This window comes from uncultured Allobosea sp., assembly GCF_945957345.1.
Classification (GTDB): Bacteria; Pseudomonadota; Alphaproteobacteria; order Rhizobiales; family Beijerinckiaceae; genus Allobosea.
This window is the reverse complement of record NZ_CAMFKW010000079.1, coordinates 1-13357: the sequence shown is the minus strand read 5'-3', so window position 1 is coordinate 13357 and position 13357 is coordinate 1. Positions and strand designations below refer to the sequence as shown.

Annotated in this window: 8 protein-coding genes and 1 pseudogene; 6 read left to right on the top strand and 3 right to left on the bottom strand. The window is 67.7% G+C overall.

The window, feature by feature from the left end; genetic code table 11:
* From Q0Q36_RS23825 to recN, 4 genes and pseudogenes are all read left to right on the top strand, one after another.
* Positions 1 to 890: pseudogene (locus tag Q0Q36_RS23825) on the top strand (cell division protein FtsZ); the annotation flags it as partial.
* A 304-nt stretch (positions 891 to 1194) separates the two neighbouring features.
* Positions 1195 to 2142, top strand: a complete 948-nt coding sequence (gene lpxC / locus Q0Q36_RS23820; protein WP_265060241.1) for a UDP-3-O-acyl-N-acetylglucosamine deacetylase — start codon at positions 1195 to 1197, stop codon at positions 2140 to 2142.
* A gap of 171 nt (positions 2143 to 2313) precedes the next feature.
* The gene (locus Q0Q36_RS23815; RefSeq protein ID WP_293802172.1) at positions 2314 to 3231 is read left to right on the top strand and encodes an outer membrane protein assembly factor BamD; all 918 of its coding nucleotides are present in this window, start codon (positions 2314 to 2316) and stop codon (positions 3229 to 3231) included.
* A 71-nt stretch (positions 3232 to 3302) separates the two neighbouring features.
* Positions 3303 to 4985, top strand: a complete 1683-nt coding sequence (gene recN / locus Q0Q36_RS23810) for a DNA repair protein RecN (protein ID WP_293802170.1) — start codon at positions 3303 to 3305, stop codon at positions 4983 to 4985.
* Between the two features lie 6 nt (positions 4986 to 4991).
* Here recN and Q0Q36_RS23805 read toward each other — a convergent pair whose 3' ends face one another.
* Positions 4992 to 5813: an MBL fold metallo-hydrolase gene (locus Q0Q36_RS23805; RefSeq protein WP_293802168.1), complete on the bottom strand. Its 822-nt coding sequence runs from the start codon at positions 5811 to 5813 to the stop codon at positions 4992 to 4994.
* Between the two features lie 360 nt (positions 5814 to 6173).
* On the opposite strand from Q0Q36_RS23805, the gene Q0Q36_RS23800 reads away from it, so the two are divergent.
* On the top strand, positions 6174 to 8201 hold the full coding sequence (locus Q0Q36_RS23800) for a DEAD/DEAH box helicase (RefSeq protein WP_293802166.1): 2028 nt from the start codon (positions 6174 to 6176) through the stop codon (positions 8199 to 8201).
* Between the two features lie 213 nt (positions 8202 to 8414).
* Here Q0Q36_RS23800 and Q0Q36_RS23795 read toward each other — a convergent pair whose 3' ends face one another.
* The gene (locus Q0Q36_RS23795) at positions 8415 to 9206 is read right to left on the bottom strand and encodes a DUF2189 domain-containing protein (protein ID WP_293802164.1); all 792 of its coding nucleotides are present in this window, start codon (positions 9204 to 9206) and stop codon (positions 8415 to 8417) included.
* Between the two features lie 212 nt (positions 9207 to 9418).
* On the opposite strand from Q0Q36_RS23795, the gene ligA reads away from it, so the two are divergent.
* On the top strand, positions 9419 to 11602 hold the full coding sequence (gene ligA, locus Q0Q36_RS23790) for an NAD-dependent DNA ligase LigA (protein WP_293802162.1): 2184 nt from the start codon (positions 9419 to 9421) through the stop codon (positions 11600 to 11602).
* A 159-nt stretch (positions 11603 to 11761) separates the two neighbouring features.
* On the opposite strand, the gene Q0Q36_RS23785 is transcribed toward ligA, so the two are convergent.
* A complete protein-coding gene (locus Q0Q36_RS23785; RefSeq protein ID WP_293802160.1) occupies positions 11762 to 13051 on the bottom strand; it encodes a serine protease in 1290 nt (429 codons plus the stop codon).
* Positions 13052 to 13357: the final 306 nt, after the last annotated feature.

Below are 13357 nucleotides of genomic sequence, written 5' to 3'. Positions count from 1 at the left end.
ACATGAAGCTCTATGAGGTCGACGAGGCCGCCACCCGCATCCGCGAGGAGGTCGATTCCGAGGCCAACATCATCGTCGGCGCCACCTTCGACGAATCGCTTGAAGGCACCGTGCGCGTCTCCGTCGTCGCGACCGGCATCGACAAGCCGATCTCGTCGCAGGTCGAGAACGACGACACCGAGGCCCGGATCGCCCAGGTCGCCGAGCGCCTGAAGGCCGAAGCCCGCCTGCGCAGCAACGCCGCCGTCGCCGCCGCCCGCCCGGTCGCGCCGCAGGCCCCCGTGATCGAGACGGCGCGCATCGCCCCGGCCCCGATGCCGGAGCCTGCTCCGATCGCTCCGGTCGCGCACGACATCCGCATCGAGCCGGTGCAGCCGCGCCCGGTCATGGTCGCCCCGCCGGCGCCCGAGCCCGTCCACCATGCCGAGCCGAGCCTGCATTTCGACGAGAGCTTCATCCCGCCGATGCCGGAGCGCGCCGTCGTCCGCCCGACCCGCATGCCGCGCGTCGAGGACCTGCCGGCTCCGGGCCAGGCCCAGCTCAACGCGCATCGTGGCGCTCAGGCTGCGCCGCCACCGCCGAGCGCGGTCGAGCAGAAGCGCATGTCGCTGATGCAGCGCCTCGCCTCGGTCGGTTTCGGCGGCCGCAAGGACGACGAGGCTGAGATGGCCCCGGCCCCGGCGCCGGTCCGCCAGATGCCGCAGGCCCCGATGCCGCAGGCGGCCGCGCCGAGCGCAGCGCATGCCGAGTATATGCGCCGCCCGGCGCCGCAGCCGGCCTCGCGCCCCGCGCAGGGCCAGCTCGACCCGCATGGCCGCGCTCAGCCTGCTCGCTCGAGCGAGGAAGACCATCTCGAGATCCCGGCCTTCCTCCGCCGCCAGGCGAACTGACCGGATCCAAGCCTTTCACGGCTCTGTAACAAGGCCCGCCGCGGTATCCCCGCGGCGGGCTTTTCGTCGTTAGAAAATGTTTATCTTTCAGGGCTTTAATGCGCGCGCTCTGGTCGAGCAGCGCTGTAACACAGCGAAAGAAAGCGTGATTTTGAGAGGCGGCTCCAAAAGCTTATCTTGCGGCGCATCAGAACGACAGCGTCGCCGGGTCTGCTCCGGTGCCGGCCTTGGATAGACATCGTGGTCCTGCCACCCCGCCGCGGCGGAAGAGAGGCTGCCCCGATGATCAGGATTGGATGACGGAATGAGCTTCGATCGGCAGACGACCTTGCGGGCAGCCGTGACCCTGACCGGCATCGGCGTCCATTCCGGAGCCCCCGCCAGCATCTGCCTGAAGCCCTCCAGTGCCAATTCCGGCGTCGTCTTCCTGCGCACGGGCATCGAGGGCATGCCGCCCCAGCTCATCCACGCCAAGCATACCAAGGTCAGCGCCACCGAGCTTTGCACCGTCATCGGCGATCGCGGCCCGGCCTCGGTCTCGACGGTCGAGCATCTGATGTCGGCCTGCGCCGGCATGGGGCTCGACAACGTGCTGGTCGAGATCGACGGGCCGGAAATGCCGATCATGGACGGCAGCGCCCGCGAGTTCGTCGCCGCCATCGAAGCGACCGGCATGACGACGCTCGCCGCGCCGCGCCGCTACCTCAAGGTTCTTCAGCCGGTCCGCATCGAGCAGGGCCGCGCCTTTGCCGAGCTGGCTCCGGCCGACCATGGCTTCCGCCTCGATGTCGAGATCGATTTCGACAGCGCCGTGATCGGCCGCCAGCGCAAGATCTTCGATCTCGACGCCCAGGCCTATGCCAGCGAGATCTCGAAGGCCCGCACCTTCGGCTTCATGCGCGATGTCGAGCAGCTCTGGAAGGCGGGCTTCGCCCAAGGTGCCTCCCTGGAGAACACCGTCGCTGTTGGTGACGACCGAGTCATCAACCCCGAGGGGCTGCGCTATGGCGACGAGTTCGTGCGCCATAAGGTGCTCGACGCGATCGGCGACCTCGCGCTCGCCGGCTATCCGATCATCGGCGAGTTCCGCTCCTATTGCGGCGGTCACCGGATGAATGTCCAGATCCTCCAGGCGCTGTTCGCCGACCGCGCGAATTTCGCGATCGTCGAATCCCAGCCGGTCTTCGCGGCCCCGCGCGCCGTGCAGATGGCTGCCGCTGCCCCGGCCGCCTTCGCGCCGGATCTGCACTGAAGCGCGGACGAAGACTGCTTCGCCTTCCATTCGCCGGGTTTTTGTCCCAGATGCCGCATCCGTGCGGAATCACGTCATAACCGGTTTTCGGCAGTGGCGCGGGGGAAGCGTCTGAGGTAAGGCATGCTTCCCGCCAGCAGGGACGATCGAAAGAGGACGGACGACGTGAGCGTGACGCGGCAAAGCCTTCCGGCAATCCATCGCGGCCTTTCACCGCGCAGGGGCATCGCTCTTGCGCTGGGTGCCGCCATGCTGCTCGGCGGCTGCGATAGTCTGTCCTCGCTCAACCCCTTCGACAAGCCCGAGGTCTACAAGCCGGACCTGACGCCGCCGACGCCGGCGGATAAGCTCTATAACGAAGGTCTCGCCCGCCTGCAGAACGGCGATAGCGAAGGTGCCTCGAAGAAGTTCGAGGATATCGACAAGACCGCACCGTTCTCGCCCTATGCCCGCAAGGGCCTGCTGATGACGGCCTATACCAATTTCCAGGCGTCGAAATGGGAAGAGGCGATCACAGCCTCGAAGCGTTTCATCGCGCAGAATCCGGCGAGCCCGGACGCAGCCTATGCGCAGTATATCCTGGCGATGTCCTATTATAACCAGATTCCGGACGCGACCCGCGACCAGGAGCGGACGGGCCAGGCGATCCAGGCCCTGGAGCATCTGATCGTCACCTATCCGAAGTCGGAATATGTGGTCGACGCCCGTGAAAAGCTCCTGGTGGCGAAGGACCAACTCGCCGGCAAGGAAATGAATGTCGGGCGCTACTATCTGGAGAAGCGCAATTACACCGGCGCGGTGAACCGCTTCCGCGAAGTCATCATCAAGTACCAGACCACCCGCCATGTCGAAGAGGCGCTGATGCGCCTGACCGAAGTTTACATGGCAATGGGAATCACCAACGAGGCGCAGACGGCTGCGGCGGTGCTCGGGCACAACTTCCCCGACAGCCCATGGTACAAGGACGCCTACGGCCTGCTGAAGAGCGGCGGGCTGGAACCGCGCGAAGATCGCGGTTCCTATATCAGCCGCGCCTTCCAGGGCTTCTCGCGCACGGTCGGCGGCATCATCGGGATCGGCAGTCTCTGACGAGGAAGGACGCCCCTCGCATGATGGGCAACGGGCGATCCTGCTGCTTCCAACGATTGGGCTGAACGCCGATGCTGGCGCAGCTCTCGATTCGTGACATCGTCCTGATCGACAGGCTCGATCTCGGCTTCCATGAGGGGCTGAGCGTGCTCACCGGCGAGACCGGTGCAGGCAAGTCGATCCTGCTCGATGGCTTCGCACTGGCGCTCGGTGGGCGTGGCGATGGTTCGCTCGTGCGCCATGGCGAGGCTCAAGGGCAGGTCAGCGCCGTCTTCGATCTGCCGATGCAGCATCCAGCCCGCAAGCTGGCGCAGGCGCAGGAGCTCGACACCGACGGCGATCTCATCCTGCGCCGTGTGCAATATGCGGATGGGCGCACCCGCGCCTTCATCAACGACCAGCCGGTCTCGGTGCAAATCCTCAGGATGGTCGGCGCGGCCATCGTCGAGATCCATGGCCAGCATGACGACCGCGCCCTGACCGATCCGGCTCAGCACCGCACGATTCTCGATGGTTTCGGCGGGCTGGAGGCGCAGGCCGAGGCAGTCGCTGCCGCGAGCGAGACGCTGAAGCGGGCGCGGCAGGCCTTGCAGTCGCAGCGCCTGCGTGTCGAGGCCGCGCGCAAGGAGGCGGATTTCCTGCGCCATGCCGTCGAGGAACTCGGCAAGCTCGCGCCGCAGCTCGGCGAGGAGGATGCGCTCGCTGCGACCCGCCAGGGCATGATGCAGGCCGAGAAGGTCGCGCGCGATCTCAACGAGGCCTATGAGGCCGTCGGTGGGCAATCCTCGGCTGTTCCCACGCTCGCCGCCGTGTTGCGACGGCTGGAGCGCCGGGCGAGCCAGGCGCCGGAACTCGTCGATCCCTCGATCGCGGCGCTCAATACCGCGATCGTCGCGCTGGAGGAGGCCGGCGAGGCGCTCGCCGCTGCGACCCGCGCGGCAGAATACGATCCGCGGGAGCAGGAGCGGATCGAGGAGCGGCTTTTCGCGCTGCGAGCGGCCGGGCGCAAATACGATGTGCCGGTCGATGGCCTCTCCGTCCTGGCGGCGACGATGGCGAGCGATCTTGCTGCGCTGGACGAAAGCGAATCGTCGCTGTCGCGGCTCGAAGCGGAATTGACCGAGGCCGAAAATTCTTTTGTCGGGCTGGCGCAGGCGTTGTCCGCAGCTCGCCAGGCCGCTGCGGCGCGGCTCGATGCGGCCGTGAAGGCTGAATTACCGCCGCTTAAGCTGGAGCGGGCGCGTTTCATCACCCGCATCGACAGCGACACGAACGCGCGTGGGCCGGAAGGCTTCGACAAGGTCGAGTTCTGGGTCGAGACCAATCCGGGTACACGGCCGGGGCCTATGATGAAGGTCGCCTCCGGCGGCGAGCTCTCGCGCTTCATGCTGGCGCTCAAGGTGGTGCTGGCCGAGCGCGGCTCGGCTCCGACATTGGTCTTCGACGAGATCGATACGGGCGTCGGTGGTGCTGTCGCCGATGCGATCGGCGATCGTTTGGCGCGGCTCGCGGGCCGGGTCCAGGTTATCTCGGTGACCCATGCGCCGCAGGTCGCGGCGAAGGCCGGTCAGCATTTCCTGATCGCCAAATCGGCGGGGGAGGGCGAGGCCTCGCGCACCGTGACGCGGGTCACGGCGCTGGAGGACCAGGCGCGGCGCGAGGAGATCGCACGGATGCTGGCCGGTGCCTCGATCACCGAGGAAGCCCGCGCCGCGGCCGGGCGCCTGCTGCAGGCAGCGGGATTGCGCGGCTGAAGGCCGTCAGGCTGGCTGCAACTCGTAGCCTGCGCCTTTCTTCACCACCCTCTTGAAGCCTTCGACATGACCGCCCGAGACGAGCCAGTTCTCATGCGCGGCGCGTTCCAGGATGCCACGGCGGGAGGCCAGCGCGGTCGCGGCGTCGAAATCATAGACGAAGCCGATATCGGGGTCCGAGGCCTGAAGATCGGAGAGGTGCAGTGCATCTCCCCAGAGCAGCAGGCTCTCGTCCGCGCCTTCGATCAGGTAGCCGCTATGGCCGTGGGTATGGCCAGGCAAGGGGATGAGGGCGATGCCGGGCCGGGCCTCGCCCACCGGAACCGAGCGGATGCGGCCGGCATAGAGCTTCTTCAGGGCCGCGGTGATCGCGAAGGCGCCCCGCTTGTTCTCCGGCACCCGCGCGCGATTGGCCTCGTCGCCATAGAAGCCGAAATCGGCCTCGGGCACGATGATCTCGGCATTCGGGAAGAACGGCTTGTCGCCGTCGAACAGGCCGAGTGCGTGGTCGCCGTGGAGATGCGTGATCAGGACGCGGGCGACGCTTTCCGGCGCGATCCCCGCAGCAGTCATGGCGGCCGGCGCATGGCCCATCGCCCCGCCCCATGAGGGGCCGGTGCCGGCATCGATCAGCGTGATCCCGTCGGGGGCCTTCAGCGCGAAGCAATTCACGACAATGCTGACCTTCGGCTTGCCCCAGCGCGCGACCGCCTCGTCGCGAGCGGCTTCGCCATCGGCGTGGATGAGGACGTCGAGAGGCGCCTCGAAGACGCCGTCATGCAGGATGGAGACGTCGTAAGCGCCGATGCGGCGGGACTGCTGGACCATGGCTGTTCTCCGCTTCGGCATCACGCGCGTTCGGTGAGGCCGGGAAGCTAGAGGGGCCGCCGCCCTGCCGGCAAGGCGCGTCCGGCCCGGCTCAGCCCTGCGCGGGGCGCGGGAATGACGCATTTCCTTTTGTATCGCTTTGCTTTATGAGCCGCTGTCATCCGATGGTGCAGCTGCCCGTTAGATCGCCATGCGTCCTGCCGGACGCCTTGGGGGGCGACCTAATTATTTGTTTTGGCATCGGATTTTCTGAAAAGTGAGTTCCACTTTTCGGTCCGATTACCGAATGCCGCCTGAACCCATCGCCACGCTTCGCGCCGTTAATTCACCTTACGCCGCAAACCTTTAGGCCGTTATCGCATGTCCTTTTCCCTCACGAGCCCGCCGCTCGCGCGCGCGCTCGCCGATCGCAATTATTCCGACCCGACGCCGGTGCAGAGCGCCGTCATCGAAGACGCCGCCCGCGGGCGCGACCTGCTGGTTTCCTCGCAGACCGGCTCCGGCAAGACCATCGCCTACGGGCTCGCCATCGGCGAGACGCTGCTGGGTACGGCCGAGAAGCTCGGCCCTGCCGCTGAGCCTCTCGCTCTGATCATCGCGCCGACGCGCGAGCTTGCCTTGCAGGTGCAGCGCGAGCTCGCCTGGCTCTATGCCCAGACCGGCGCGCGGGTGATCTCCTGCGTCGGCGGCATGGACCCGCGCCGCGAGGCGATGCTGCTCGACGAGGGCGCCCATATCGTCGTCGGCACGCCCGGCCGCCTGCGCGACCATATCGAGCGCCGTCGTCTCGACGTTTCCGCGCTCAAGGCCGTCGTGCTCGACGAGGCCGACGAGATGCTCGATCTCGGCTTCCGCGACGATCTCGAATACATCCTGAAGACCGCCCCCGAGAGCCGCCGGAGCCTGCTGTTCTCGGCGACCTTCCCGAAGGCGATCGTCCAGCTCGCGCAGAGCTACCAGCGCGATGCGCTGCGCATCGAGGTGGAAGCGACCCGGCGCGGCCATGCCGACATCGCCTACAAGGCCGTTCGCGTCTTCCCGAAGGAAGCCGAGCTCGCGGTCGTCAACCTGCTGCGCTTCCACAATGCGCCGGTGGCGCTCGTCTTCTGCAACACCCGCAACGCCGTGCGCCATCTCGAGGCGATCCTACTGGAGCGCGGCTTCACCTCCGTCGCGCTGTCGGGCGAGCTCGGCCAGAACGAGCGCAACGCGGCGCTGCAGGCGCTGCGTGACGGCCGGGCGCGGGTCTGCGTCGCGACCGACGTCGCCGCGCGCGGCATCGACCTGCCCGGGCTCGACCTCGTCATCCATGCCGAACTGCCCAACGACTCCGAGGTGATGCAGCATCGCTCGGGCCGCACCGGCCGCGCCGGCAACAAGGGCACGAGCGTGCTGCTGGTGCCGCAGTCGCGCCGCCGCAAGGCCGAGCGCCTGCTGATGGAAGCCAAGGTCGAGGCCGAATGGATCGGCCCGCCGACCGAGGATGAGATCCGCGTCCTCGATCAGGAGCGCCTGCTCTCCGATCCGCTGCTGAATGGTGACGGGTCCGAGGACGATGCCGGCATGATCGAGGCGCTGATGGCGGGCCGCGAGGCACGCGACATCGCTGCGGCGCTGGTTCGGCTCTACCGCGCCCGCCTGCCGGCGGCGGAAGAGGTCGGCGATCCCGGTTTCGGCCGCGATGAGCGCCGTCCGGCCCGCACGAACGAGGATTATGCCGCCAAGCGCCGTCCGTTCGGCGCCGGGCGCGACGAGGGCGAGGATGGCGAGCGTCCGCGCAAGCCCGCCGGTCCGCGAGGCGACACCGTCTGGTTCCGTCTCGATATCGGCCGCAAGCAGGGCGCCGATCCGCGCCAGCTCCTGCCGATGCTGTGTCGCCGTGGCCGTATCACGCGCGACGAGGTCGGTGCGATCCGCATCTTCGATCGGGAGACCAAGGTCGAGATCGATGCCGATGTGGCCGAGCGCTTCTACGAGTCGGTTCGCATCCCGGATCGCGACAAGATCGTGATCGAGATGACCGACGCGGCAGAACGGCGCCCCGCAAAGTCCTTCGCCGACAAGGCCGAGCGCCCCGCTGCGCCGCGCCGGAGCTGGGGAGACGATCAGGCCGCCGGTGAGGACAGGCCGCAACGGGCACGCTTCGAGCCTCGGGACGCGAATCAACGCGCGCCGCGGGGCGAGGACCGCAAGCCTTATCGCGCGGACGGCCGGCCTCCGCGCGACGATTCGCGCCCGCCGCGTCGCGATGACGGCAAGCCCGGTGGCGGGTTCAAGAAGCCGTTCGCGGGCAAGGGCAAGCCTTTCGCCGGCAAGCCCGATGGCGGGCGCCCGGCCGGCGGCAGGCCGTTCGGCAAGGGCAAGCCGCGCGGCGGCCCGCGCGGCTGAATCTCGCTATCCGGCGCGCGTCGATAGCGTCCCCGTGCTCCTTCCTCAGCGCAGGCCGAGGAAGGAGAGGATGGCGAGGACGACGACGACGAGGCCGACGAGATAGATGATGTTGTTCATGAAAAGCCCCCTGACGGAATGGAGCCTCGCGGCTCGATCTGGCAGGGGGAACCCGTTTTGGGGACCAAAGGTTCCCCTTGGCGCTCGCAGGCCTCAGCCGACGACCTTGCGGTAGAGATGCCAGGTGGCGTGGCCAAGCACCGGCATGACCACGATCAGGCCGACCAGCACCGGCAGGCAGCCGAGCACCAGCAGCCCGGTCACCATCAGGCCCCAATACATCATCACGCGCGGATTGGCCTCGACTGCGGCGATCGAGGTGCGGATCGCGGTCGGCGCATCGACATGCCGGTCGATGATCAGCGGGAAGGACACGACCGAGATCGAGAAGGCGAGGATCGCGAAGAGCAGCCCGAGCGAGTTGCCTATGACGATCATGATCCAGCCGTCGGCCGTGGTGAAGACCGCGCGCAAGAAGTCGGCGGTCGAAACGTCCGCCGGCAGGCCGAGGATGCCACGATAGAGGAACCAGGCGCTGAACAGCCAAGCGATGAAGAGCCCGGTCAGCATCGCGCCCAGCATGAGGATTTGCCGGATCGAGGGGGAGCGCAGCACTTCGAAAGCGTGGATCCAGGACGAATCCAGACCCTTCTCGCGGCGGCGGCTGATCTCGTAGAGCCCGATCGCGGCGAAGGGGCCGATCAGGGCGAAGCCGGCCAGCAGCGGGAAGAGCAGGGGGAAGATGTTGTAGCTCACCGTGAGCTGCGCCAGCAGGATGCCGGCGACGGGATAGATCACGGCGATAAAGACGAGATGGCTCGGCTGCGCCAGGAAATCCTCCCAGCCGCGCCTTAGCGCCTCGAGCAGATCGCGCGTTGTGATGGCCTTGATGCGTGGCTGCGAGATCGAAACAATGTCATGGACGGTGCCGTCGAGATTGGCCATGGCGTAACTCCCGGTTCCGGCCCGGTTCGCCAGCGGCGGTCGACGTGAACCTTGGTGTCAACGGCCTGCGGCGTCGAGCTTCCAATTCCCAGCCTGAAAACTATACGCGCCAAAGCCGGATTTGTCGCAGGCTTTCGGGGCGGCACGGCCTTGCGCGCGCCGCAAACACTGCTGCCCTTCCTCGTCACGCGCATCTCGCCTAATGCTGTGCCATGAGCGACGCCGAAGATTCCGCCCCCTCCGAAATGCCGGTTTCCGAGCTGACGCCGCGCAAGGCGAAGGCCGAGCACAAGCTGCTCGCCGCCGAGGTCCAGGCTGCGAACGACGCCTATTTCCAGGACGACCAGCCGATCATGGACGACGCGGCCTATGACGCGAAGCGTCGTCGGCTCGTCGCATTGGAAGAGGCTTTTCCGGCGCTGAAGCAGGAGAGTGACGTCAGCGGCAAGGTTGGCGCCAAGCCTTCCGGCAAGTTCGCCAAGATCCGGCATCGCGTGCCGATGCTCTCGCTCGACAATGCCTTCACCGACGAGGCGGTCGCCGAGTTCGTGGGGCGGGTCTACCGTTTCCTCGGCCGCAAGGAAGAGGAGGGCGGCATCGCCTTCACGGCCGAGCCGAAGATCGACGGGCTTTCGCTCTCGCTGCGCTACGAGAAGGGCGAACTCGTCGCGGCCGCGACGCGCGGCGACGGCGAGGAGGGCGAGGACGTCACCCTCAATGCCCGCACGATTTCCGAAATCCCCAAGATGCTTGCCGGGCCGGATGTGCCTGAGATCGCCGAGGTGCGCGGCGAAGTCTATCTGGGACACGCCGATTTCGCAGGGATCAACGAGCGCCAGCGCGAGAAGGGGCTGCCGGAATTCGCCAATCCGCGCAATGCGGCCGCCGGTTCGCTGCGCCAGCTCGATGTCAGCGTCACTGCCGCCCGGCCCTTGCGCTTCTTCGCCTATGCCTGGGGCGAGATGCCGGTGCTGCCGGCGCCGACGCAATCGGGCGTGGTCGAAGCTTTCCGGCGCTGGGGCTTCCGCACCAACCCCCTGATGAAACGCTGCGAGAGTGTGGCGGAACTGATCGCGCAGTATCGCCTGATCGAGAGCCAGCGCGCGACGCTCGGCTACGATATCGACGGCGTGGTCTACAAGGTCGATGATCTGGCGTTGCAGGCTCGGCTCGGCTTCGTCTCGCGGGCGCCGCGCTGGGCGATCGCGCATAAGTTCCCGGCGGAGCTGGCGACGACGGTTCTGGAGGCGATCGATATCCAGGTCGGGCGCACCGGCGCACTCTCGCCGGTGGCGCGATTGAAGCCGGTGACGGTCGGCGGCGTCGTCGTGACCAACGCGACGCTGCACAACGAGGACTATATCCGCGGTTTCGATTCCAAGGGCCTGCCGATCCGCGACGGCACCGATATCCGCATCGGCGACACCGTCACGGTGAAGCGGGCGGGCGACGTCATCCCGCGCGTCGAGGCGGTCGATCTCGCCAAGCGCCCGGCGGATTCGAGGCCCTATGAATTTCCGACGCTGTGTCCAGCCTGCGGCAGCCATGCGACGCGCGAGCTGAACCCGCGCACCGGCAAGGAAGACGCTATCCGCCGCTGCACAGGCGGCCTGATCTGCCCGGCGCAGACGGTCGAGCGGCTCAAGCATTTCGTCTCACGCGACGCGCTGGATATCGACGGGCTCGGCGACAAGCAGATCGAGTTCTTCCATAGCGATCCCGAGCTTCCCGTCAGGGAGCCGGCCGATATCTTCACGCTTGCCGCACGCGATGCAGCCAATCCGCTGAAGAAGCTCAAGGCCAAGGAGGGGTTCGGCGCCCAGAGCGTCGCCAAACTGTTCGATGCGATCGAGGACCGGCGTACCCCGCCGCTCAACCGCTTCATCTTCGGGCTCGGCATCCGCCATATCGGCGAGACCACGGCACGATTGCTGGCGCGGCACTACGGCTCGTTCGAGGCGCTCAGGGCGGCCGGCATCGCCGCAGCCGACGAGGCCTCGCCCGAGCGGCAGGAACTCGACGCCATCGACAGCGTCGGGCCGACAGTGGTCGAGGCTCTCGTCGAATTCTTCGGCGAGCCGCATAACGAGGAACTGCTCGACCGGCTGCTGGCGCAGGTCTCGCCTCAGCCGCTGGAGGCGGTGGCCTCGGCCAGTCCCGTCGCCGGCAAGATCGTGGTCTTCACCGGCGCGCTGGAGCGCATGACCCGCGACGAGGCCAAGGCGATGGCCGAGCGGCTCGGCGCCAAGGTCGCGGGCTCGGTCTCATCGAAAACCGACCTGCTCGTCGCCGGGCCGGGCGCCGGGTCGAAGCTCAAGGATGCCGCCAAGCATGGCGTCGAGGTCGTCGACGAGGCCGGCTGGTTCGATTTGGTCGGGGCAAGCGCCGGGAACTGAACCTCGCTTCGAGCCAGCAGGCGCGCCACCTCCCCCGTCATCCCGGACAGGCGGTGAGGCCGCGCCGATCGGGAATCTATCGAAAGGCGGGGTGTTCCACGATGGCCCGGGTCTCCGCTGCGCAGCGTCCGGAATGATGATGAAGCAGGGCGATGACGGCTACAGGCTGCAGACGATCGGCTGGACCGCGCCCGAGACCCGTTCGACCACGGCACCTGTGCTGAGTTCCTGGCCGGCTGCTGCCGGTGGCAACGATACGCCCGCCTTGCCGAGCATCGCCTGGATCGCTGCCCCGTCGGCGAAGGCGTAGCTGCGCTGCGGCGCGACGCCGGCGATCAGGATCTTGTCGGAGGGGTTATCGGTGACAATCCCAACGAGCCGCCCCTGCCGGTCGAAGGCTGGCGCGCCTGCCTGGCCCGGCTGGAGTGGCGCGCTGAGCGCCGGCTTGCCGCCGGCCTGCGCGCTCTGCCCGGGCAGAGCGACGGCGGCCCGCTTGCCGGCCTCATTGCCATAGGCGACCAATACCAGCGCTTCGGATGCGCCCGCAGCCTCGCTGCGCAGGCCCGGCGGCTTCGCGGCGCCCGCGCCGTCCAGGTCAAGCAGCACGAGCCCGCTCGCATCGTCCTTCTGGCGCAGCTTCGCGTTGCGGGCGCCGACACGTAAGGTTCGGCAGTTGTCCACTGCTGCCGCCACGCTGAGCGCCACCCGCTCGTTCAGCGCCAGCGCGACGCCATAGCGCTCGTTGCTGCGCGTCGTGGGGGGCAGTAGCGAGGACAGTCCTGAGGCTGGGTTCGCGGCTACCCCGGCAACGGCCGAAGGCTGGGCCGGAACGGCTCCCGTCGGGAAGGGCTCGAAGCTCGCGGCGATTGCGATCACCAGTTTGTCCACGGTCGGCGCCAATGCCTTGTCATAGCCAATCGAGAAGCCGCGCAGGCCCTGCGGCCCGGTCGCGAGGCGGCGATAGAACCGCCCGGTCGGCGTCTCGCCGGTGACGACGAAGAAATCCGGCCTCAGCAGCTTGTAGGTTATCTTGCGGGGGCTGTTCGGGCTGACGGTGATCGCCTTCTCGTAGATCGCGGCAAGGTCGTCGCCGCCGGGCGGCGTGGCCGAGGTGTCGAGCGTCACTTTCTCGTCGGCGCTCTGCCAGCGGCTGCCGCCGGAGGGCGTCAGGTCGCGCTTCGGCAGGAGCTTCTGGGGGATGCCGATCTGCACGCCGGTCTTGTCGTCCGCCAGGACCTTGAAGCCGGCCGCATCGCGCGCCGCCTGCGCCGCCTTGGCGAGCGCGGCCCGCTCGGCCGGCGGCAGCAGGCCATCGGCCGGGCCGCGCGTGCCCTTGAAGGCGTTGATCGCGCGGAAGGTCAGCGGGCCATAGGAGCCGGAGACCGCGCCGTTGAACTGCCCGGCCCAGATCAGATCGTTCTGAATCGCCTTGCGCTCCGCCTCGGGCAAGGCTTCGAATCCCGCTTGTGCGGCTGCCATCTGGGGCGAAGGCCCAGCCGAGGGAGCCGGGACCTGCGCGAAGGCGAGCGTTGGCGCCAGCAGTCCGAATGCGGCGACAACGCCGTGAACCAGCGCAAGTCGCGGAGAGCGGAGAGGAGCACGCGGCATGGGTCTCGTCCTCAGGGGTGGGCGAAGTTGCCGCATTGAGCGTCAGAATGCGCCACGCCGCAACCGTGACGACGAGCGTTTTGATCTCGAATTGATGTGTTGGAACGGCCCGATTGCACCGTCTGCGCCTGGGAATAACCTCTCTGA